18 protein-coding genes are annotated in these 21,558 nt (G+C 38.7%); 8 read left to right on the plus strand and 10 right to left on the minus strand.

What is annotated here, in order from left to right; genetic code table 11:
* Positions 1-522: 522 nt before the first annotated feature.
* The 3 genes from hslR to pckA all read left to right on the plus strand — a co-directional run bounded on the left by hslR (position 523) and on the right by pckA (position 3,792).
* On the plus strand, positions 523-927 hold the full coding sequence (gene hslR, locus AC0UA9_RS06975; protein WP_475658847.1) for a ribosome-associated heat shock protein Hsp15: 405 nt from the start codon (positions 523-525) through the stop codon (positions 925-927).
* Positions 928-932: 5 nt separating this feature from the next.
* A complete protein-coding gene (gene hslO / locus AC0UA9_RS06980; protein WP_475658849.1) occupies positions 933-1,841 on the plus strand; it encodes an Hsp33 family molecular chaperone HslO in 909 nt (302 codons plus the stop codon).
* A gap of 340 nt (positions 1,842-2,181) precedes the next feature.
* The gene (gene pckA / locus AC0UA9_RS06985) at positions 2,182-3,792 is read left to right on the plus strand and encodes a phosphoenolpyruvate carboxykinase (ATP) (protein ID WP_475658851.1); all 1,611 of its coding nucleotides are present in this window, start codon (positions 2,182-2,184) and stop codon (positions 3,790-3,792) included.
* Between the two features lie 133 nt (positions 3,793-3,925).
* On the opposite strand, the gene envZ is transcribed toward pckA, so the two are convergent.
* The 4 genes from envZ to AC0UA9_RS07005 form a co-directional block, all read right to left on the minus strand.
* Positions 3,926-5,215 (minus strand): two-component system sensor histidine kinase EnvZ, encoded by a 1,290-nt coding sequence (envZ, locus tag AC0UA9_RS06990; RefSeq protein WP_475658855.1) that lies wholly within the window; start codon positions 5,213-5,215, stop codon positions 3,926-3,928.
* 97 nt (positions 5,216-5,312) lie between these two features.
* Positions 5,313-6,035 carry an osmolarity response regulator transcription factor OmpR gene (gene ompR, locus AC0UA9_RS06995; protein WP_475658859.1) on the minus strand — a complete coding sequence of 241 codons (723 nt, stop codon included), beginning with the start codon at positions 6,033-6,035 and terminating at the stop codon, positions 5,313-5,315.
* 161 nt (positions 6,036-6,196) lie between these two features.
* Entirely contained in the window at positions 6,197-6,688 is a 492-nt protein-coding gene (locus tag AC0UA9_RS07000; protein ID WP_475658863.1) for a hypothetical protein, read from the minus strand.
* A 90-nt stretch (positions 6,689-6,778) separates the two neighbouring features.
* The gene (locus AC0UA9_RS07005; protein ID WP_475658866.1) at positions 6,779-9,436 is read right to left on the minus strand and encodes a family 20 glycosylhydrolase; all 2,658 of its coding nucleotides are present in this window, start codon (positions 9,434-9,436) and stop codon (positions 6,779-6,781) included.
* A gap of 516 nt (positions 9,437-9,952) precedes the next feature.
* Between AC0UA9_RS07005 and AC0UA9_RS07010 the strand changes: the two genes are divergently transcribed.
* Positions 9,953-10,768, plus strand: coding sequence for a mechanosensitive ion channel family protein (locus AC0UA9_RS07010; RefSeq protein WP_475658871.1), 816 nt, complete (start codon positions 9,953-9,955; stop codon positions 10,766-10,768).
* Between the two features lie 129 nt (positions 10,769-10,897).
* On the opposite strand, the gene AC0UA9_RS07015 is transcribed toward AC0UA9_RS07010, so the two are convergent.
* On the minus strand, positions 10,898-12,007 hold the full coding sequence (locus AC0UA9_RS07015; RefSeq protein WP_475658876.1) for a class I SAM-dependent methyltransferase: 1,110 nt from the start codon (positions 12,005-12,007) through the stop codon (positions 10,898-10,900).
* Between the two features lie 233 nt (positions 12,008-12,240).
* Between AC0UA9_RS07015 and AC0UA9_RS07020 the strand changes: the two genes are divergently transcribed.
* A complete protein-coding gene (locus tag AC0UA9_RS07020; RefSeq protein ID WP_475658878.1) occupies positions 12,241-12,669 on the plus strand; it encodes an excinuclease ABC subunit A in 429 nt (142 codons plus the stop codon).
* Positions 12,670-12,793: 124 nt separating this feature from the next.
* Here the strand turns inward: AC0UA9_RS07020 and AC0UA9_RS07025 are convergent, their stop codons facing one another.
* Positions 12,794-13,264 carry an NYN domain-containing protein gene (locus AC0UA9_RS07025; protein ID WP_475659154.1) on the minus strand — a complete coding sequence of 157 codons (471 nt, stop codon included), beginning with the start codon at positions 13,262-13,264 and terminating at the stop codon, positions 12,794-12,796.
* A 190-nt stretch (positions 13,265-13,454) separates the two neighbouring features.
* On the opposite strand from AC0UA9_RS07025, the gene plsB reads away from it, so the two are divergent.
* Positions 13,455-15,890, plus strand: coding sequence for a glycerol-3-phosphate 1-O-acyltransferase PlsB (plsB, locus tag AC0UA9_RS07030; RefSeq protein WP_475658881.1), 2,436 nt, complete (start codon positions 13,455-13,457; stop codon positions 15,888-15,890).
* Between the two features lie 82 nt (positions 15,891-15,972).
* Here the strand turns inward: plsB and AC0UA9_RS07035 are convergent, their stop codons facing one another.
* The 3 genes from AC0UA9_RS07035 to AC0UA9_RS07045 form a co-directional block, all read right to left on the minus strand.
* Positions 15,973-16,602, minus strand: a complete 630-nt coding sequence (locus AC0UA9_RS07035; RefSeq protein ID WP_475658885.1) for an MlaC/ttg2D family ABC transporter substrate-binding protein — start codon at positions 16,600-16,602, stop codon at positions 15,973-15,975.
* Between the two features lie 110 nt (positions 16,603-16,712).
* Positions 16,713-17,297, minus strand: a complete 585-nt coding sequence (locus AC0UA9_RS07040) for a TetR/AcrR family transcriptional regulator (RefSeq protein ID WP_475658888.1) — start codon at positions 17,295-17,297, stop codon at positions 16,713-16,715.
* Positions 17,298-17,537: 240 nt separating this feature from the next.
* On the minus strand, positions 17,538-18,122 hold the full coding sequence (locus AC0UA9_RS07045; RefSeq protein ID WP_475658891.1) for a PEP-CTERM sorting domain-containing protein: 585 nt from the start codon (positions 18,120-18,122) through the stop codon (positions 17,538-17,540).
* Between the two features lie 459 nt (positions 18,123-18,581).
* On the opposite strand from AC0UA9_RS07045, the gene AC0UA9_RS07050 reads away from it, so the two are divergent.
* Positions 18,582-19,610, plus strand: coding sequence for a GGDEF domain-containing protein (locus AC0UA9_RS07050; RefSeq protein ID WP_475658895.1), 1,029 nt, complete (start codon positions 18,582-18,584; stop codon positions 19,608-19,610).
* 70 nt (positions 19,611-19,680) lie between these two features.
* Here the strand turns inward: AC0UA9_RS07050 and AC0UA9_RS07055 are convergent, their stop codons facing one another.
* Positions 19,681-20,706 carry a zinc-binding alcohol dehydrogenase family protein gene (locus tag AC0UA9_RS07055; protein WP_475658899.1) on the minus strand — a complete coding sequence of 342 codons (1,026 nt, stop codon included), beginning with the start codon at positions 20,704-20,706 and terminating at the stop codon, positions 19,681-19,683.
* Positions 20,707-20,920: 214 nt separating this feature from the next.
* Here AC0UA9_RS07055 and acuR point away from each other — a divergent pair, with 214 nt between their 5' ends.
* Positions 20,921-21,553 carry an acrylate utilization transcriptional regulator AcuR gene (gene acuR, locus AC0UA9_RS07060; RefSeq protein ID WP_475658901.1) on the plus strand — a complete coding sequence of 211 codons (633 nt, stop codon included), beginning with the start codon at positions 20,921-20,923 and terminating at the stop codon, positions 21,551-21,553.
* Positions 21,554-21,558: the final 5 nt, after the last annotated feature.

Raw genomic sequence — 21,558 nt, forward strand, 5'->3', positions numbered from 1 at the left:
TTCATGCCCAACGCTTTGGCTAGTGCTAGGCACAATTAACCATGTGATTTTAGCTAAAATAAAAGCAATATAAATTAACAAGCCAAGACTCAGCGCTTGTGCTATTTTTTTATGCGGTAATTTTGCTAGCGCAGCATTAAGCGGTATAAGGTAATTAGTTAAAGCCATTAATTTTGTAAACTTCTTTTTTTGGGTTAAATCATTAAAAGTGCTCATTCACTTTTAAAATAAAACAGGTTGCTTCTAATTTAAGGCTAACGATAATACTTGACCATTAGCTCACCAACAAGCAATGTCCGTGGTTTTTTAACGAATATTTACAAAAGAAGTGTAAAAGAATGCGCGCTAAGGCGTAAATATGTTATTTTCCTACCGAATTATCGAGCCAAATTGGTTACACTTAACCAAGCTGTGTAATTCTCAACTAAGGGGATAAAGTAAACCGACCACTTTATGGCAATAAAAACTATGAATAGTTCAACTTTATTAGCTTCTGTTCAATTGATAGGCAGTTAAGGTATTATGACAAACTCTAAAGATATAGCATCTTCTTCAACGCGATTAGACAAATGGCTATGGGCCGCACGTTTTTATAAAACACGTGCTATTGCAAAACAAATGATAGACGGTGGCAAAGTGTTTTATAATGGTCAGCGCACTAAGTCAGGCAAAGCAGTCGCGTTGGGTGATGTCATTAAAGTTCGCCAAGGCTTTGATGAAAAAGAGGTAGAAGTGATCGCATTGGCAGACAAACGTCGCGACGCAACTTTTGCACAAACATTATACCAAGAAACTGCAAGCAGCATGGAGATTCGAGCTAAAAATAGTCTAGCCCGCAAGCAGGGAATTTTACTCAGCCCTGCCAGTGATACCAAACCGGATAAAAAACAACGCCGTAAACTACGTGAATTTAAAGAAAGGATATAATCGTTATGCCGACAACTGACACACATACAACCAACAACACGGCTGATGTACTTAATCGCTATTTATTTACCGATAGGCATGTACGTGGCGAATTAGTTCAGTTAAGTAAAAGTTACCAAAGTATTATTAACAACCACAATTACCCTGTTGGTGTACGTTTGTTATTAGGGGAGTTACTTGCTGCGACCTGCTTACTGACGGCAACCTTAAAGTTTGAAGGCGAGATTACTGTCCAGCTTCAAGGGGACGGTCCCGTCGGTTATATGTCTGTGAATGGTGACAACAAACAAAGATTACGCGGTATTGCTAAAGTTATAGAGTCCGACAAAGCAAATAATGCCCATTCATTAAGTGAAATCATGGGTAAAGCGAATATGATCATCACAGTTAAACCAAGCCAAGGCGAACCTTACCAAGGGGTTGTTGCTTTAGATCAGCCAACACTCGCCCAGTGTTTTTCTCGTTACTTTGAAATTTCCGCGCAAATTCCAACGCAAGTCTGGTTATTTAGCGATGACAATAAACAACAAGTCGCTGGCAGCTTAGTGCAACTGTTACCAGACGGTGATGGTAGCAGTGAAAATAAAGCACAGCAGCAACAAGATTTTGAACACTTAGCACAGCTCACTAATACCATTAAAGCAGATGAAATTTTTTCTTTAGAAGCAGAAACACTGCTTTATCGCTTGTATCATCAAGAAACTGTTAGCCTGTTTGACCCTCAGGTTGTTAGTTACCACTGTGGTTGCTCTAATAACAAATGCCTTGCTGCTATCGCACAAATTGAAGGCAGTGAAATTGAAGCTATTTTAGCCGAGCAAGGAAAGATCTCGATGACATGTGAATATTGCCTGACCACTTATGATTTTTTTACTGAACAATTAAAAAGTTTCATTTCGAAAGATAGCCATTAATTCCATCTCATTATTTTTTAAAAAATCAGCTAAAAAACACCCTTTTGGATAATTATTACGTCAAAGGGTGTTTTTGCACTCTCCCTTGCAGCCCTTGTTATTATTAATGTTGTAAACTTACAAACAATACCTATTATCTCAAGCACTACCATTCACGTTGCTTATAATGAAAACTTTCATACTGGCTTATTTTTTACTTTCGTTTTGTTAATTTATCAAATAGAATGTCGACTTATCAGCTTGATGAAAGTTTTCACCCGTTGGTACACACTTAAAATACACAATTCGCTCAAACTTATAATAGAGCTAAACTTTGTCATACCCTAGGAGTATATTTGCTATGGCCGCCCAAAAAAACTCAATTGACTTGTCGCAATACGGCATTAATGATGTTACTGAAATTGTTTACAATCCATCGTATGAGTTACTTTTTAGTGAAGAAACTAAGGCAGGCCTTAACGGCTTTGATAAGGGCGTAGTCACTGAACTGGGTGCAGTTAATGTCGATACGGGTATTTTTACCGGCCGCTCTCCTAAAGATAAATATATTGTCCGTGATGATATTACTCGTGATACGGTTTGGTGGTCTGATCAAGGTAAGAATGATAACAAACCCATGAGCCAAGATACTTGGTCTGAACTCAAGGGCTTAGTCACTCAACAGCTTTCCGGCAAGCGCTTATTTGTTGTTGATACTTATTGTGGCGCCAATGATGATACTCGCTTAAAGGTGCGTTTTATTACTGAAGTGGCCTGGCAAGCACATTTTGTAAAAAATATGTTTATTCGCCCAAGTGATGAAGAGCTAAAAACGTACCAACCTGATTTTGTCGTTATGAATGGTGCTAAAACGACTAACCCCAACTGGCAAGAACAGGGGTTAAACTCTGAAAACTTCGTCGCGTTTAATTTAACAGAAAAAATTCAGTTAATTGGCGGTACTTGGTATGGCGGCGAAATGAAAAAAGGTATGTTCTCTATGATGAACTACTACCTTCCATTGCAAGGAATTGCTTCTATGCATTGTAGTGCCAATGTTGGTAAAGATGGGGATACCGCAATTTTCTTTGGGTTGTCGGGTACCGGCAAAACAACGCTGTCTACAGATCCTAAACGCCAATTAATTGGTGATGATGAACATGGCTGGGATGACAATGGCATCTTTAACTTTGAAGGTGGCTGTTATGCTAAAACGATAAAATTAAGCAAAGAAAATGAGCCTGATATTTATAATGCTATTCGCCGTGATGCGTTACTCGAAAATGTCACGGTTGCAACTGACGGCACCATTGATTTTGATGACAATTCTCGCACTGAAAACACACGTGTTTCATATCCTATTCATCATATTGATAACATTGTTAAGCCAGTTTCTCGTGCTGGCCATGCTAAGAAGGTTATTTTTCTTACCGCTGACGCTTTTGGTGTATTACCGCCCGTTGCAAAGTTAACACCTGCGCAAACAGAGTATTATTTCTTGTCTGGTTTTACTGCTAAATTAGCTGGTACAGAGCGTGGTATAACTGAACCAACCCCAACGTTTTCAAGCTGTTTTGGTGCGGCATTTCTAAGCTTGCATCCAACCCAGTATGCCGAGGTTTTGCGTAAACGTATGACAGCTGTTGGCGCCGAAGCTTATTTAGTCAATACTGGTTGGAATGGCACAGGTAAACGTATTTCAATTAAAGCGACTCGTGCGATTATCGATGCTATTTTAGATGGCTCTATTGATCAAGCTGACACTACCATAGTGCCTATGTTCAACTTAGCAGTACCGAATACGATTGCCGGTGTTGAAGGTGACATTCTTGACCCCAGAAACACCTATAAAGATACTAATGAATGGCATAATAAAGCAGAAGATTTAGCCAAGCGCTTTGTTAGTAACTTTGACAAATTTACTGATACCGAAAACGGCAAGGCACTTGTTGCTGCCGGGCCACAACTGTAGCTTACGTGTCCAATAAAAAAGCCACTGACAATGTTATTGTCAGTGGCTTTCTAATATGCGCTCTGTGCACAAGGGTAAGTTCATAGATACAGGCTATAACCATATCGATGTAAGTAACTAAGACTATGGTGTACTAGCGTTTCAATGGCAAATACACTGTTGCTTGTAGCCCACCACTTGGTTTATTAGCAAGCTCTATACGTCCGCCGTGTGTATCAACAATACGTTTAATAATCGCTAACCCTAAACCACTCCCCTCTGTGCCCCGAGCTTTATCTCCTTGCGTGAAAGGTTGAAAAAGTCTTTCAATATCAGCCTCTGGTATCCCTTCTCCTTCATCAGTCACAATGAAATAGGCATAATTACCTTCACACCCCGTAATAACCTCTATATCTCCTTGGGTATAACGTAGCGCATTTTGAATTAAATTAGCCAACGCCCGTTTAATAGCAACATGATGTAATGGTATTTCTGGGCAATCATTGGCTGTAAAAACAATGTGGCGATCAGCTGGGGTTTCAACATTCAGTACTTCTGAAACAAGCAGATTTAAATCTCCTAACTCTGCCTTATCTTTTGCCCCGTGGCGAAGATAATCGATAAACTGGTCAATAATATTATTCATATCATCGATATCATTTTCGATCCCCTCTTTTAAAAAATTGTCCAGCTCTGACATCATTTCAGTTGCTAAGCGAATTCGAGTTAATGGTGTACGTAGATCATGAGAAATACCCGCCATTAATAGATTACGATCGCTTTCTAGTTGCTTAATCCCTTTAGACATATGATTAAATGCCTGCGTTACTGCCATAATTTCCGAGGTACCATGCTCGGTTAACGGTTCAGGAAAGTTACCTCGCCCTACTTCTTGAGCGGCCCGTTGTAGTGAACGTAAAGGACGGTTGAGTTGTCGAACAAAGAGCCAGCCGCCTGCCACACTCAAGACACCAATAATACCAAGAAAAAACACCAGTGGCGAAATGTTAGCTTCTTCTAAGCCCATAAGTGGTATTTTAACCCAAAGGTTAGGGGCTTGGGGAGGACGGATCCAAAATAGGTACTCATCGCCTTGAGAGATTCTAACTTCAGCAGGCCCGCCAAGTAGGGCTGACATCTGCTCACTACGATAAGGGTAGTACCCCGCCGAAGCTAAGCCTAACTGTAAGGCGTCTTGTTCAAGATAAACCCCAATACCAGTTTCATGATGAAAAGCTTCTGCCATTTTAGGGCTTAAGCGGGCATCGTCCAAATCGATAAAAACAACCCGAACTTGCTTAGCTAATAACTGATTTATTTGCTGCTGGTTTGGTTCAATAACATATAACGCAAAGGCAATATAAGAAACCACTTGGTTTACAAATAACAAAAAGCCTATCAATAAAACCGTTTGGCCAAAAGCACTGCGGGGTAATACGTTCATGAAAAGCCTTTAACGGTTGATGAAAATTGTACCGGCAACAAATAACCTACGACGCGATCACCTTTATTTATGTCATATGCTGGCAAGGAATACGAGCCTATACCGATGTACCATCAGGCACAAAAACATAACCTAAGCCCCAAACGGTTTGTAAATAGCGTGGTTTGGCTGGGTCTACTTCTAGCATGCGGCGTAATCGGGAAACTTGCACATCAATACTACGCTCAAGCGCTGAGTAGTCACGGCCACGTGCCAGGTTCATTAGTTTATCGCGCGACAATGGTTCTCTTGGGTGGGTCACTAGCGCTTTCAACACAGCAAACTCACCGCTTGTGAGTGGCATGCTTACATCACCTTTTACCATTTCACGGGTTGCTAAATTAAGCTCATATTCACCAAAAACAATATTGCTTTCTGCCATGGAGGGGGCACCAGGCGCCTCTTGTATTCTGCGACGTAATACCGCTTTTATTCTCGCCAGTAATTCTCGCGGATTAAATGGTTTAGGCATGTAATCATCGGCACCAATTTCTAAACCAATAATTCGGTCAACTTCATCGCCTTTTGCGGTTAGCATCACAATAGGAATATTATTGTTATTTTGGCGTAAACGCCGACAAATTGATAAGCCATCTTCTCCTGGCAACATTAAATCAAGCACCAACAAATGAAAGTTTTCCCGTTCAAGTAACCGGTCCATTTGCTCTGCATTTGCAGCACTTCGAACGACAAATCCTTGCTCAACTAAATAACGCTCTAATAAAGAGCGTAAGCGCATATCGTCATCTACCACGAGTATTTTTTGGGTTTCTTTGGACATTTTATTCTCACAAAAGTTAGGCTTTTTCTTAAAATTACTATAAGCGATATAGTAAATAATTCAAAAGAGCGTTTGGTAAATGTTTCAGGCTATTTGTTACAATTTATGACTAACTTCTACCGTTTCAAGTACGTTAAAAGACCGCCTACATGTAGTCATATTTATTGTAGATAATTAATGGCTTGTGTGGAAACGCATTGCGTAAAACTCTTTTTTCGTTCGCTGCGAGGTAAAGCGGCAATAGTGCTTTTTACTAACGCCATTTTTTCTTGTCGTTCTGCTTTGGGCAAATGTGCTAATTGAGCATGAAAACAACCTAATAGACCAAAATTTAACGCAACTTCGGATTGCATGTTATCCTGATCAAGGCAGCGCATAAGTTTTTCAGCTAGGCGGTTTTTGTCCATCTTGAGAACAAGCTCATCAAGTTGGTAGCTCACTGGCGCTATTTTCCGAGCTTCATTACAAGCATATAGCATATCGGCAACGGCAACAATTGGCGTAAGCTTTTGATGCTGCTCACTAAACTTTTCTTTCAACCAAGCATTGTGCTGTGCTGTTTGTTCACTCTGTGTTTGAGTGTTTTGCTGTGCACTGACGGGTAAAGCAAGTATTGATATGCACAAATACAGGGAGATTACAATTTTTTTCATTTGGTCACTTAGCTTACTTGTTAATAAGTAAGCTAAGTATACCGTTTCTGTTTTAAGATACTAGTTTCGAGTTTTTCATCTTACCTTCGTTTATTTGCTAACAATAGTAGCTCTGCTCGCTCGATTTAAACCAATACTTTTTGTTCTAATTTTCACTGGCGCTTTTACCGCCACGGGTTTGCTGTACGTTTGCCAATGACCATCTTGCTCTTGATATTCTATTGGCAAACCTTTAATAGCGGTATTGGCTTTTAATTGACCTTTTTCTATAATTGCACCAACGGTCGGTAAACGATAAAAAACACCAAAGCGTTCTAATTTAGCTAATTCTTTTAGGCCGATGGTTTGTGAAAAAGCTAACCAATCTTGATCTCTTTTTATTTTTAACGCTGGGGTAAAGTAGCCAGTATCTTTATTATACTTTTTGCCGTTATAGTCATACGGCAACTGCCAACTTGCTTGGTGCCAAGCACGTTCAGCTAAAGCAAATAAGCGCGGATAAATCATATACTCTGCCCTTTCTTCACTACGCACAGTTTCACTCCATAACTGGCCCTGAATACCTTTTACGCGATAACCTTTTGCTAACGGTTGATGGCTAATATTGCCCTGTTCATCGGTTTGTAACCTGTCATCCACTTCAAAATATTTTCCTGAGGTATCGACACGAAACTCAGCATGAGCCGGTAGGTTATCTGGCATAAAGTTAAACAGTGAACGTGTGGTAGTGCGTCGAGAAGCCCAGTGGTAACCTGGCTCTTTTGGGTCAATTTGATAAGGAAAATCAAAATAAAGCACATCAGGGATAGACAGTACCACATTCCAACCGCGACGTGACTGCTCACTTACCTGCTGGTTAGCGCCCCACGGCAATGCCCCCCAAATATAGGAATAGGTATCGGCCGGCATGTTTTCAACACCTGTTGTTTGCAAACCGTCATTCCAACCGCCAACATCAATACCTTTATTAGCAATCATGGTGGCAACACGTTCAATAAAGTGTGCAGCTAGATGCGCTTTACCAATTTTTGACATTAACGGCTGACAAGCTGGTGAGTCTACCCAAGCCCCTGCTGTTTCGTCCGCGCCAATATGATAAAGCGTTAATGGGTGCTCTGCCTGCTGGTGCATTTTTTGTAATTCATCGACGACTTTATTCACAAACTGGTAGGTCGACTCCATACAAACGTTTAACGTATTGTCATTATAGTTTTGAATAGATCGATATTGCGTTTTGTCGGAAAAATCTGATAACAAATACGCTTTCGCTGCGACTTCATCGCCTTGTGCCATAAAGCTATTGTATCTTGCCTCCATTGATTTAATGGCGGCACGAGAATGCCCTGGCATGTCTAATGACGGAATCACCTGAATATGATGTTTAGTAGCAAAGTGTAAAATGTCTTTGTAGTCGTCGACTGAATAAAAACCATCACGCTCGCTTGCTTGTGCGCCACCAAGCTGTGGCTGTAAACATCGCTTGTCAGATAAATCCATGCAACGGTTACCACCGACTTGCGTAAGCTCAGGCAAACCGGGTATTTCTAAGCGCCAAGCTTCATCTTCAGCTAAATGTAAATGGAGTTTGTTTAATTTATAAGCGGACATTTGTTCAATTAAACGAAAAATAAATGCTTTGTCATGAAAATTTCTTCCTACATCGACATGCTGTCCGCGATACTCATAATGCGGTTGATCTACGACAGTAAGTAAAGGTAGTAGCTGGCTATTTAGTTGTATTAAGCTCGCGATACTTTGTAAACCATAAAATGCGCCAACATCATCATGTGCCGTGATCGTGATGTTATCTTTATTAATGGTTAGCTGATATTGACCTGAGCGCCAATCACTCGGCTTAGTTGATTTTTCATCTACTGTTATCGATAGGGTTGATTTTGCCTCTTGAACGACTGCAAACCCTAACAAAGCTAAACGCGATAATGCTGCTGAAACTGCAGACTGATTTACGCCTGCTAAAGAAAGTTTCACGCCTTGAGAAAAGTTAAACTGGCCAGTACTATCTAAAACTTTAACTGACGTTGGGGTAGGAATAATAGCGTAAGCTAGTTGTTCAGCATTTTGCTCTAGTTGCTCAAGATCTGCCTCGTTTTCATATAGCCAAGCCGGTGATGCATATTCATTTATATCGCCTACTGACGAGATTATTTGTGTTGGTAGATTAGTAAAAGGGATAACCCAGGGCTGTTGCTCTAACCCTGTAACTGGGTCGGTATACGTTTGCGTACTTTTTATCACTGCAGGTTTGAGATCATTGGCGGCGAGCCAATAATTAGGCATTAGTTGTGATTCGGTTAGTAAACTACTTTGCACCCATAACTTCACTTTTTTAGTTTCGTTTGCTTTAAAGCCTGAAAAAGTTGTCTTAGGTGTAATTTGGTTAATATCACCGTTAAGATGTGTTAAGGTAAAGTCACTACTGCGGCTTGCATAAGTAGGGTAAACTTGCGAAAAGTTAATGGTAAAACCATTAACGGCTACAGTCGTTGGATTTGTTAACCAAACTTCTGCGCCATAACAGCTTACGACTTCTTTACCTTCTGCGTCGGGGCAATCTGTTTCAATATTTGAGAGAAATTTATACTGAACTTTTAACGTATTGGCTAATGTATTCAGTTGCGGTTGATTTATGCCTAAGGTTTGAGTTTGCTTTGGTGGCTCGCTTTGACACGCCACTAACAAGAGCAATAATGGCACTGTTACTAGAGTATAAAAAGGTAATTTGGTCAATAGTATATCCTTTAGTTTTTTTCATGGTTAAATTAATACTATTTAGGTTTTATCTAAATACTATTATTTAGCTATTGATCTTATTGGACTAAAAGGAATTTCCCCACCAATTCCACAGCTAACATTAAGGTTAACACAACTAAAAATAACTAACCCACTTATATTTACCATACTGACACTTAATCTCGCACTTGCCCTTAGTATCACTGCGCTAATGACTAGCAAAATGCTATTAAGTAGACCTTTTTACTTTTAACATACCATGTTTTACTGCCATAGTTTGCGCTAAACTTACCACCTCGCTATGACAGTGTTGCTTTTGTGTATCTTATTGAGAAAGTAAAAATTTCAAGCATTCATTCCATTTTTATCGTATATTTAACATTGTAAACTTTAACTTTTGCCCTAGCTCAAGTTACGGTTTCATCATTAGGATTGTGAACGCTTAAAAAAGTGTCAATACATAAGCCCTTATTTTCACTTTTTAAATACAATGAAAAAAATCAGGAAGAAATTATGAATGCAGATAAAATTATAGAGCAACTCACAGAGATGACTTTACTCTACGGGCCCAAGTTGGTCAGTGCAATCGCGGTATGGATCATTGGTGGATGGATTATAAAAGGTATCAGTAGTGCTTTTAATAAAGCATTGACCAAAAGCAAAACCGATCCATCGTTAATACCTTTTTTAAATGGTATTGTTAACGGCTTATTAAAAGTAATGTTGGTTATCACTGCCCTAGGTATGCTGGGCATTGAAATGACGTCATTTATCGCTATTCTTGGTGCTGCCGGTTTAGCTGTGGGTATGGCACTATCTGGCACATTGCAGAACTTTGCTGGTGGTGTAATGCTGCTTATTTTCAAACCTTTTAAAGTCGGTGATTTTGTTGAAGCACAAGGATATTCAGGTACTATTTCTCAAATACAGATTTTCAATACCATAATGAAAACGCCTGATAATAAAACGATTATTATCCCTAATGGAGGCTTATCTACCTCATCAATGATCAATTACTCAACCGAGGCCAAAAGACGCGTTGATTGGACTATTGGTATCGCTTACGGTGATGATGTAGACAAAGCTAAGGCTGTGATTAAACGCCTATGTGCAGAAGACCCCCGCATTTTAAAAGACCCTGAAGTATTTATTGCAGTATCAGCATTAGCAGATAGCTCTGTCAACTTTGCTGTAAGAGCTTGGGTAAATGCTGCTGATTACTGGGGTGTACATTTTGAATTAAATGAAAAAGTATATAAAACGTTTGAAAGTGAAGGATTAAATATTCCTTACCCTCAAATGGATGTTCATATCCATAAAGATGCTTAAGTATCTAACCTTAAAAAAGGCTAACCAAACAAATTGGTTAGCCTTTTTTATATGAAATATTATTAATAGCTTTAGTAAAATTAACCGCTACCTTGTAGCTAACTTTTTTCCTGCCTTCTATCAATTGAACTACGTACTATGTTTACTGCAAACCAATAGGCTATGACCCAAACCTATATCGTCAATGCGCTGCTCTATCATTAAACCACTCGCTTCTACTAACGCGATAAATTTATCTGCCGCATACATACGACTATTGCCATTAGCAAAACAAGTAAAGTAAAGTGAGGTCGCATTTAAACTAAACGCTGCGGCATCAAATCTTTGAGCATCCCAAAACGTTTCTAAAATAAACACACGTTGCGACCCCGAGATACCGTTAGCTATATTTGTTAGAATGGTTTTAATTTGAGGCTCTGAGAAGCAATCTAAAAATTGGCTCATCCAATAAATATCAGCATTGGCAACTAGCGCTTGCTCAGGGTCTAACATATCACAAGGAAATTGATGAAAACGATCAGTTAAACCCACTTTTGCTATATTTTCTTGAGCTTTTGCTAATTGTGGTGGCAAGTCCATAATGGTCACCTCAATCTCATTATTATACTGTAAGCATTTAGTGGTAAAGCGCCCAGTGTTTCCACCAATATCTACAATGTGCTTAGGGTTGTTGGCAAAAACTAAAGGTAGTATTTCATCAAAGGCATGATCTGAATAAAAGTGGTCAAATGCAAACCAACTTTCCCGACTTTTCTCTGGGAGATCAGCTAAATGGGGGTACAAGGTTGACCAATCACCAAACACTTTCAACCCTTCGGGTTTTCCTGTTTTTATTGACTCAGTAAGCTGCGCTAATCCTTGATAGCCAAAGTGTTGGGTAAAATCAAAATTAACCACAGACATTTCATCATGTAGCAGAAAAAAAGCCACCTTGGTTAAGGTGTAACGCGGGAGAGTTGGTTGCGCACCTTGCTCAGGCTTGGTGTCAACAGTCGTCACTAACCCGCAAGTTAAGGCAAAATCTACTAAAACACTCACACCATACTCACTAACATTGACGGCATCGACAATGTCAGTTAATAGCACACCTGCACGCCTGTTTTTATCAATGTATTGTAAAATCCCTAACTCTTTCATCGCAACGGTTGCCTGAAAAATATAGGGTGAAAAGGCAATATGCTGCGCCTTAGATTTAGCCTCCACAACTGAAAGCTCACCTTGCTCAGGTAATTGAATCATTTATTTTTATCCATATAACATGTTTATTAATACTTAGTATTGAGTGACTTAGCGCTCACAGTGCTTTAAATATTAACGGTAAAGTTAGGGCGAGTAAACGGCTTATTTACCTTCATTACGTTAATGTACTTTTCAGCATTAAAAACGCTGAAGAGTCATTAGTAAACAGCGATTTTTTACGCTATTATTTATATTCACAGCACCATCCATCACTATAAAGGAAATAAAACACTATGAAAAAATTAATTTTAGCTCTTGTACTTGCTACGCTAACCACTTCGGCTTATGCACGAGATGATATTAGCAAATACTCTATTGCTAACCTACTTAGCTCATCAAAAGCGAAAGAAGTACTTTTAGATGTACCTTTATATTTTTCAACCCAAAAACACAAACCTGTTGCTAAGAAATATGGCGAGGTGGCAACGAATAAAAAAACCAATGCCTTTATGAAGTCTGACACTGAAGCTTGTGAATGGGTGATGTTAAGCGCATTAATTGCCTTACAAGAGCGTGCAATGCGTGAAGGGATGGATGCTGTAGTTAATATAAAGTCTAATTATAAAAACAATATTTTTGCCAGTGAGACTGAGTTTGTATGCGGCGCTGGGAATGTAATGGCGGGTGTAGCATTAAAAGGGACCTTAGTAAAGTTTAAATAATAGCTTAAGGTAAGTGAGCAGTAACCGCTTAAGTTTACGGGTTACTGCAGCTTTAAAAAGTATAAAAATTGGATAAGGCAAATTAAGAAATTTTTTGCTATAACGCTCGATAAAGGCTGTATATTTATAACAACAAGCTTTGATTAATTTCATGGTATATATCAGCCGCATTAATAAGCGAGCTGGCAGTGAGCTTAGGGACGCCATAAACAATACTTTTAACACCAAACTCTGCTTTAATGTGCTTTAACAATAAAGCAAAGTCTCCATCACCTGATAACAGCACCACGGTGTCAATATTACCGCTGGCCGCTGCAGTTAACACATCTATCGTAATGCCCACGTCCCAGTCGCCTTTTGCTGAGCCATCGCTACGTTGAATAAAGGGTTTTAATTTCACAGTAAAACCAATATGTTTTAACGCTTTTTGAAATTTATGCTGTTGCTCATCGCTGCGCTGTATCGCATAGGCATTTGCTTGCACTATAGCCCCTTGAGACATGAGTGCTTGCCAGATAACACGGTAATTAAATTGCCGTTGATAGGCGTCTCTTGTGGTATAATAAATATTTTGTACGTCAACAAAAACAGCCATTTTTTTCAAAGCTTTTTCCTTTAACCGTTAATTAACTATCATCTATAATAACAGTTATTTATGCATTACTGTCGATTGAATAACAAGCAAATGAAGTGCTTATCTGTTAATTCGTGTTATCTTGAAGTGGTTTAGGTATAAATGGTAAACTTACCCCTTTGAGCTTCCTTCATTGTTAATAGTAGCAGCCATGACATCTGTAATACGTTCTTTTTTTTATTTATTATTAAAACTCCCGCTGAGTTTATTCTTACGTAGCAAAATAGTACTCGATGCAGCAATACCTGCTGAGAAATCAACACAACCTATTTTTTATATTGTGAGCCATCAATCTGCCAGTGACTTATTAGCACTTCAAAAGGCCTGTAAAAAACAAAAATTACCTGATCCCTTTAGTCGCGTTAAAATCAATAACAAACTTTTTGACCGCACTATCTGCTTAGCCAAGCCTACAGCACTGTTTGGATTTAAGCGCAGTAATACCAAGGCATTACAGCAAGGTCTAGCTGTCCTAAACGAGCACCATAGCGATAAAAAATTAGACGCCCAACTTATCCCCGTCAATCTTATTTGGGGGCGTATTCCTACCAAAGAAAAAAACAATGCCACTGTATCTTCTTTACTAGCCGAGCAAGCTTCACCCACTTGGTTAAGAAAGTTTTTTATCGTATTATTTTTAGGTCGTGATAATTTAATACGCTTTAGTGAGGCCGTATCTTTACGTAACATGTCTGACAATCACGGTAATGATGAAGATAGCGCCCATAAATTATTACGCGTAGCACGCTTTCATTTTTATCGTCAAAATATTGCAGCAAAAGGCCCTAGGCTTATTCATCGTCAGCAAATGTTTACCGCATTATTCGCTAATCCCGCCGTAAAACGCATCATTAAAGATGAGGCTAAAAGCAAAAACATAAGTGTCGATAAAGTGAAAAAGCAAGCCCATAGCATGATGGATGAGATAGCAGGTGATTATAGTGTGTCTTTAGTGCGTCTGGGCGAAAGAATTTTACGTTGGTTATGGGCTAGGCTATATACAAATATTAAAGTAAATAACTCGCAAGTATTGAGGAAGTTAGCACAAGATGGCCACGAAATTATTTATGTCCCCTGCCATCGCAGTCACATGGATTACCTATTACTGTCGTATGTGATTATGCAAGAAGGTTTAGTTATGCCCCGTATTGCCGCGGGCATAAATTTAAACTTTTGGCCTGCAGGGCCTATTTTTAGAAAAGGTGGAGCTTTTTTTATTCGAAGAAGCTTTGCGGGTAATCGCTTATATTCAACTATTTTCCGTGAATATTTGGGCTTACTTTTTGAACGAGGTTATGCTGTAAAATATTACACCGAAGGCGGTCGTAGCCGCACCGGTAGATTACTAGCCCCTAAAACTGGCATGTTAGCGATGACCATTCAAAGCTTATTGCGCGGAATAGAACGCCCTTTAACTTTAGTACCCGTATACTTAGGCTATGAACACGTGATGGAAGTAGGTACCTACCATAAAGAACTTAGCGGTAGCGAAAAGAAAAATGAGTCTATTTGGGGGGTACTAAAAGCGATTAAAAGCTTACGAAATTATGGCAATGGTTATGTCAACTTTGGCGACCCCATTAATATCAATAAGTATTTAGACACAAATATAGCCAATTGGAAAGACGCCATTGACCCCGTCGAGCCACAAAAACCAAACTGGCTAACGCCGACTATTAACGATATTTCACACCAATTAATGACGCGTATTAATCAATGTGCTGCACTAAATGGAGTCGCTCTCGTTGCTTTAATTTTACACGCCAGTGAAAATAAAGCACTAGCAAAGTCTGACTTAGAAAAACATTTAGATTTCTTCCTCACCATTCAACGAAAAGCTCCTTTTAGTGAGCAATTAACCATACCCGAAGATGACGGCGCAGCGCTACTTGCTCATGTTATTTCGTTAAATAAAGTGACTATTTCCGAAGACAGTTTTGGCACTATCATTTCACTTAACAGCTCAGCAAGTTTAGAGATGCGGTATTATCGTAATAATATTCTTCATACTTATGCGCTAACCTCGTTAATATGTAGATTATTAGTTCACAATAATAAAATTTCGCACGAGCAAGTTATTGCACAATGCATTAGCTTATTAACCGCGCTCAAAGATGATTTATTTCTATGGCAAACGCCCGAAAAAATCACCTCACAAGTTGAGAGCCTACTAGCGGCCTTAGCAAGTACAGACATTATCAAGCAAACAAATGAAAACTGCTGGGCATTAACACAAAACACTCAACAACTAAACCAAGTACACTTAATGGCTGAGTGCATTGATGAGAGTATACAACGACTCGCCATCATCAGTTCATTAGCAACACGGTTAGCGCCACTGACCAGAAGGGAGTTAGAAGAAAAGGTAGTAGCCATTGCTAAACGTTTAGCGATTTTAAATAATATAACCGCCCCTGAGTTTATTGATAAAAAGTCACAAGCAACATTAATCAATACCTTACGAGAGCAAGGGTACATGACATTAAATGAAGATGGCTTACTTGCCGTATGTACTAGCATGGTTGAGCTTAAGTCGACTGTAACTAATTTAGTCTCTATTGAAGTACTACAAAGTATTGCAAGATAAGGCGTTAACAAGCCAAAAGCCGCTAACAAGTTTTGTTATCGGCTTTTATCTCTGCAAGTATTGGCCGATTAACAGCCTATTACTATAGGTGTTTAGCCGCTGACTGCAACGCTAACGACACCTGCTCAATACCTTCTTTAGCAATTTTATTACTGAGCTCGGCTTGTTTACTACTTAACAAAGATATCCCTTCAACTTCCATATCAAAAGCTTTCCATTCCCCTGTTCTTTTATTTTTTCTCATTTTAAAAACAACATTAATTGTAGGCGCATTCAGTTCAATTATTTGCATTTTTATTGCCACAATTCTTTTACCTTCAACTGACTTTTCAGGTTCAAAAATAACTTTTTGGGTTTTATATTGCTGTAAAGCCGTAGCATAAGTGCTTGATAAATGAGCGCGCATGGCACTAACAAATTGCGACCGCTGCGCCTTACTGATGGTTTTTAAATGCTTACCCAAAATACGATATGACGCATACCTATAGTCAATTGATGGCATTAATTCCTCTTCAACAATACGCTGCATGGTTAAAGGGGAATCTTTAATTTCCTGTTGGCTGGCAGCAATACGAGTAAACAAATTATTACCAACACTTTCTAAAACAACATAAGGAGACGGAGGCGTCTCAGATGATAAGGCTAATGGGGAGAATGCCAACAGTGAGAACACTAGCAAACAGGCCATGACGATATTTTCTATACGTTGCATTTAATTACTCCTAAAATAGTTATTTTGCTAACTGATGATTGCTAGCAGAACATACCGACCGGACGGTATGTCTAATAAACGAATCATATCACCGACCGATCAGTTTGTAACTATTTTTTTAATGCACGAATATAAAGACAAAGCTCTAGAATAACTTGCTGAAATAACGTTTTATTGCGTGAGCTTTTACTTAACGTTGTCGCGCCATGAAAGCTTGCCACAATAAAATAAGCTACCTGAGCAAATATTAAACCTGAACGCAAGTCACTCTTTACTCGCTCTAACGCTTCAACAATTAGACCGTTGAGTTTTTCTTGCATTGATAAAATACGTAAACGAAAACCTTCATCAACATTTGCCATTTCTTCACAAAGGTTATTTAATGGGCACCCACTCACCGCTTCACTAGCAACCATACTTTCACACATACCAGTAAAGAACTCACACAAACCTTCTATTGGATCAACTTGGCTTAAGGCTGGTTGCCAAGTATCTAAAAATGCTGGTACATAGTTTTCTTCAAAAACGGCATAACCTAACGCTATTTTGTTATCAAAGTGATAATACAAAGCACCTTTAGAGATACCACAACGGTTAAGTATGCTCGACAAACTTGTGGCTTGAAAGCCATGTTGATGAATTTCATCTGCAGCGACAGCAAGGATTTTTTTGCGTGTTTTTTCAGCATCACTCATGATTACCGCTCTTAAGGGGGATAAAATAGACCGGTATAAATACTAACAAACCCATTGGTCTGTTGCAATTAAGCTAAACTGAGTTACTCACCTGTTATGCTCAAACAGGACTGTCATCCCGCTATAGTTGCTTTTATAATAAGAAAACAATTAGCCGACGAAGATTCTACACCACATCGAAAACACCAATTATTTGCCCCTTGGTGTTTTCTAGCATAAACCAATTTTAGGTTACTAGGATTATTTTTTAAGTCGACGTGACACTAAGCCCATTATTCCTAAAGCTAAAATAGCAAGTGTTGATGGCTCTGGCACAGAAGTTGTTGAAGTAGTAATTTGAAAAGCCGCTGTGTTGCCCGTAAAGTCAAAAAATTGTGTTGTAAAGTATGATATATGAATACTGTTATCTGTAAATGACAATGAAGGCGTTATGTTGGGAGTCACTAAATTATTACTCAGCAATGTTATGCCAGATATATATTCATCACTATCAAATTGAATATTATCAATATAGACATCAAAGGTTTGAAAATCCCAATCATCTTGTGAGTCTAACAACAATATATTAGTTAATGGATTATAATCTATCCAAACCAAACCACCTCCCCAACCGCTCGGGTTGTGTAGGTAATCTCCATCAGCTGGGGTAAATTCATAACCTGCACCAATAGACTGTGCAAGTTCTTGATAAACAAGCGCTGTTCCTATACTTGGAAGGTCGGAGTGGGTGACAAAGTCGCCTTGTATCAAATTAGCACTAGCAACACTGAGTAAACTGCTCGTCAGTAATATTAATCCCGTTATAGTTGCTTTTAAAAAGTTCATTTGAGTATCCTTTACAGTAATTTTGGTAGAGTGTAGTTGTAATAGTAATTTAAAACAAAGCAAAAGGCATACCAAAAATAAAATATGTTTAAATTACAAAAAGATAGTTACAATTACAATGCCAATATAAATTATATATGTAAAAAAATACGACACTAAAATAGCTTACAATATTGTTAATAGCATAAAGTAAATCGCAACTGTTAAAGCATACAAAAGCTCTGTTTAGTGAAAGCCTTTAATTTTATGAAAGAATTTACTATTGTTGGTCAGTATTGATACACTCTAGCTTTAAACAATAGCAAGGTGTAAAATATACCTTACGGGTACCCTGTATGTATATTAACCACAACAGCATAACTTAAGCACCTAATATTAAATTATTAAATGACTACGCGGTGTTTCAAATGATTACAATGGAAATGGAATTTATCCCTCCCTTAAACATAAGGAAATAATGTGGCGATTACAATAAAAAATTATTCCAAGACTGAAGAGAGAAGGTTTATTCTCAAGCTTTTTGCCTTAGTTGGTTCGTTAATGACCGGCATAATGGCAATTGTTGCGCTATTTGCGCAAAATTTTCCGTTATTTTTCAGCCTAGTCATCTCGTCTATTATTTTTATCTCTCCTTTCTTTATTAAATTGAAAGATGAAATCGCTAGTGCCCTTGTTTTATACCCGCTTTATCTATTAATGTTTTATTTGGTCCTCACCGGTGGTAGTGGTGGTACCGGTCCTGTGTGGATTTTTATAATATCACCAGTGACATTTTTTATACGTGGCTTAAAGCGAGGGATTGTTGATATTACATTCTTTATTATTGGTGTAATCATGAGTTTGATTTTAGGTAGCCACTTTAAAATTTATGAATATGACTCTCCAGAATTAATATTAAGAACTATCTTATCTTTTATTATAGTGGCACTGTTAAGTGGTTTATATGAGTATTTTAGGGATAAATATAATCAAAAACTTATTGCTTTGGCTAACGCCAATGAACTATTGGCCACAACAGACTCGTTAACTAATTTACCCAATCGTCGCTTTACTTTAGAGCAACTCACGTTAAACGGTAAAACCCGAGGTAATACTGAGTGCCTTTCTATTGCCTTAATCGACATTGATGATTTTAAAAGAATAAATGATACATACGGCCACTTAGTTGGTGACCAGGTACTAAAACATTTGTCTGATATTTTTGTAAAAATGAGCCGGCATAACGACATTGTTTCTCGCTGGGGTGGAGAAGAGTTTTTATTTGTATTAAAAAGCACAAACATTGAAGGCGCTTTTAACCTAGTTGAGAAACTTCGCCTAAAAGTGGAGTCTTCACCAATGAAAGTAAACAATAACGACCTATACCTTACTTTCAGTGCTGGCGTAGCTGAACTTTCACCTACAGACACTTTAGACACAGGTATTAAAATCGCGGACGATAATTTATACAAAGCCAAGAGAAACGGTAAAAACCAAGTATATTACTGACAGTATACTCCCCTCTCTTGCACTCTGATTTTTTAATCCGCGCTTAGAGTACCCTAGGGAAATCAAATACTTAGAAACCTGCTAAAACAATTTTTCCGATTGATTTCCCTGACTCTATTTCTTGATGGGCTGTGCGTAAGTTAGCGGCATTGATCGCCCCTAAATTCTTGCCTTTTGTGGTTTGAAGGTAGCCTTGGTCAATTAATTTTTTAATCTTGTTCAATATATTATGTTGTTCATTCATATCTGCTGTGGTGAATAAAGAGCGGGTAAACATAAACTCCCAGTGTAGCGACAAACTTTTCGGCTTCAGTTTTTTAATATCTATCGACTGTGGGTCATCAATAAGCGCTATCTTTCCCATTGGCGCTAATAGCTCAACATAACTGTCTAGGTATAAATCTGTATGAGTTAAGCTTGCGACATGGGTTACTTGCCCAATATTAAGTTGTTCAATTTGAGTTACTAAGGGTTTTGAGTGATCAATAACATGATCTGCGCCCAGTTTTTTTACCCATTGCGCTGAACTGTCGCGTGAGGCAGTAGCAATCACTGTCGCCCCTGTTAAAACACGCGCCAATTGAACTAAAATAGAGCCAACACCACCTGCCGCACCAACAATTAAAAGAATGTCATTTGACCGCGCTTTACTACCTGCAGACTGTTGCTTAATAGCCAAGCGTTCAAACAGTAACTCCCAAGCCGTGAGAGAGGTTAGTGGTAAAGCAGCGGCTTCACTGTCTGATAAACTTTCAGGTTTATTGCCAACAATGCGCTCATCAACTAATTGATATTGCGCATTACACCCCTGACGATTTAAATCGCCAGCATAAAAAACATTATCACCCGCTTTAAATTGGCTAACTAGGTCACCTACTGCCGTAACTTCGCCAACGGCATCCCAACCAATTACTTTATATTGGCCTTTTTCTGGGGCAACATTTTGACGAATTTTACAATCAACCGGATTAACCGCAATAGATTTAATCCGTACTAATAAGTCATGGCCTGATGCAACAGGTTGCGGTAGGTCAATATCAACTAAAGATAAAGGATTATCTATAGGTAAAGACGCTTGATAGCCAATCGCTTTCATGAGTGTTCTCCAAGTGGGTTTATATTTGCCAGCGTTGATTCGTAAGAAATAGGTATCAGCGGGTTAATATTTTAGTAAATACCTGACTTTAGTAAATACTGAGCAAACCTAAACCGCTTTAAGGTTAAATAATAGCAGTACGCCTATTGCAACTCAATAGACGATCGGTCTATTATTAATAAAGAAAAATAAAATTGCATAATGGATGAATAAAATGAACACATCTACAGTAAAACCACGCCGTGGCAGGCCAGCAAAAGTATCAGCTGATAACCAAGACACCAAAGCTAGGTTAATTCGCAGTGGCCTTGAACAGCTTACTGAAAGCGGTTTTGCTTCGTCAGGCATAGATAAAATTTTAAAAAAAGTGCAGGTGCCCAAAGGTTCTTTTTATCATTACTTTGCCAGCAAAGAGGCATTTGGACAGGCTGTGATAGAAAACTATGCGAAATATTTTGCTAACAAACTCGACACCTGTTTGCTCGATCAGTCTTACCCGCCCTTAACGCGCATACGTAACTTTGTCGAAGACGCTAAAATAGGCATGAGTCGTCATCATTTCAAACGAGGCTGTTTAGTCGGTAATTTAGGTCAAGAAGTCGACTTACTGCCTGAGAACTACAGACAACTACTTATTAATATTTTTAACACTTGGCAAGATCGCATAGCAAAATGCCTTAAAGCGGCACAAAAAGCCGGTGAAATATCAAATCAAGCGAATTGTGAGCTATTAGCCGAATTGTTTTGGGTTGGCTGGGAAGGCGCCGTTAGCCGCTCAAAACTAATACAGAGCACCAAGCCTTTAGATAATTATTGCGATCATTTTATCTCGAGCTTACCTAAGTAAAAATT

The sequence above is a fragment of the Colwellia sp. F1 genome (genome assembly GCF_056238625.1).

Bases quoted from the DNA above. Each gene is read 5' to 3' on its own strand.
- hslR (WP_475658847.1), top strand. From the start codon at position 523: ATGACAAACTCTAAAGATATAGCATCTTCTTCAACGCGATTAGACAAA.
- AC0UA9_RS07020 (WP_475658878.1), top strand. From the start codon at position 12,241: ATGAAAAAATTAATTTTAGCTCTTGTACTTGCTACGCTAACCACTTCG.
- AC0UA9_RS07040 (WP_475658888.1), bottom strand. From the start codon at position 17,297: ATGAGTGATGCTGAAAAAACACGCAAAAAAATCCTTGCTGTCGCTGCA.
- plsB (WP_475658881.1), top strand. From the start codon at position 13,455: ATGACATCTGTAATACGTTCTTTTTTTTATTTATTATTAAAACTCCCG.
- acuR (WP_475658901.1), top strand. From the start codon at position 20,921: ATGAACACATCTACAGTAAAACCACGCCGTGGCAGGCCAGCAAAAGTA.
- ompR (WP_475658859.1), bottom strand. From the start codon at position 6,035: ATGTCCAAAGAAACCCAAAAAATACTCGTGGTAGATGACGATATGCGC.
- AC0UA9_RS07025 (WP_475659154.1), bottom strand. From the start codon at position 13,264: ATGGCTGTTTTTGTTGACGTACAAAATATTTATTATACCACAAGAGAC.
- AC0UA9_RS07035 (WP_475658885.1), bottom strand. From the start codon at position 16,602: ATGCAACGTATAGAAAATATCGTCATGGCCTGTTTGCTAGTGTTCTCA.
- envZ (WP_475658855.1), bottom strand. From the start codon at position 5,215: ATGAACGTATTACCCCGCAGTGCTTTTGGCCAAACGGTTTTATTGATA.
- AC0UA9_RS07000 (WP_475658863.1), bottom strand. From the start codon at position 6,688: ATGAAAAAAATTGTAATCTCCCTGTATTTGTGCATATCAATACTTGCT.
- AC0UA9_RS07010 (WP_475658871.1), top strand. From the start codon at position 9,953: ATGAATGCAGATAAAATTATAGAGCAACTCACAGAGATGACTTTACTC.
- AC0UA9_RS07045 (WP_475658891.1), bottom strand. From the start codon at position 18,122: ATGAACTTTTTAAAAGCAACTATAACGGGATTAATATTACTGACGAGC.
- hslO (WP_475658849.1), top strand. From the start codon at position 933: ATGCCGACAACTGACACACATACAACCAACAACACGGCTGATGTACTT.
- AC0UA9_RS07055 (WP_475658899.1), bottom strand. From the start codon at position 20,706: ATGAAAGCGATTGGCTATCAAGCGTCTTTACCTATAGATAATCCTTTA.
- pckA (WP_475658851.1), top strand. From the start codon at position 2,182: ATGGCCGCCCAAAAAAACTCAATTGACTTGTCGCAATACGGCATTAAT.
- AC0UA9_RS07015 (WP_475658876.1), bottom strand. From the start codon at position 12,007: ATGATTCAATTACCTGAGCAAGGTGAGCTTTCAGTTGTGGAGGCTAAA.